General features: G+C 39.6%; 1 protein-coding gene. It reads left to right on the forward strand.

The window, feature by feature from the left end; all coding sequences use genetic code 11:
* Positions 1-102 precede the first annotated feature (102 nt).
* A partial coding sequence (locus L1077_RS27180; protein WP_237139884.1) for an IS30 family transposase occupies positions 103-762 on the forward strand: 660 nt, incomplete at its 3' end.

Here is a 762-nt window from a genome sequence, read left to right on the forward strand (position 1 = left end):
ATCCAAGTGCACCAAAGTTCATAAGGTATTGTAGGTAATAAGGATTCTAAAGACTCTGCTAATGTATATGTGCAACCAAATACATCACAGAGGATCTTTAGAATGCCTTATGAACATCTTAACAGCTTTGAAAGAAAAGCCATCTACTACCGCCATAATAGTGGCGAAAGCTACCGCTCAATTGGTCGGCTTCTGAACCGCCATCACACGACTATCATGCGTGAAGTGAAAAGAAATAAGCCTCCGTATTATGATTATTTTGATGAAGCTGCTGAAGAAAAAGCGACAGCTAGAAAGCAGTTAGCAAGGCATTCAAGGAAGAAATCAAATCATGACCTTTATAACATTGTTATCAATAAACTCCATGAAGGCTGGTCACCTGATGCTATAGCTGGTCGACTCAAAAAAGAGTTTCCAGACAATAAATCCATGCACATCAGCCATGAAACGATATATCAATGGGTGATAAAAGACTTCAAGAGTGGTGGCCAACTGTACCTGTCACTAGCCAAGCGACATAAAAAAAGAAGGAAACAGAAGAAATACGGAGACTTACGTGGTCAAATAAAAGATAGAGTCAGTATTAAAAATCGACCTGTCGATATTGAAAAGCGTCACAACGTTGGAGATTGGGAAGGTGATTTAATTGAAGGTAAAAAAGGCTCAGGCTTCATTGTCACCCATGTAGATCGCACATCCCGCTACCTCATGGCTAGGAAAATTGAAACTAAACATGCCAGTTTATTTAATGAGGCGACTTCA

This window comes from Pseudoalteromonas luteoviolacea (assembly GCF_021654285.1).
GTDB lineage: Bacteria > Pseudomonadota > Gammaproteobacteria > Enterobacterales > Alteromonadaceae > Pseudoalteromonas > Pseudoalteromonas luteoviolacea_J.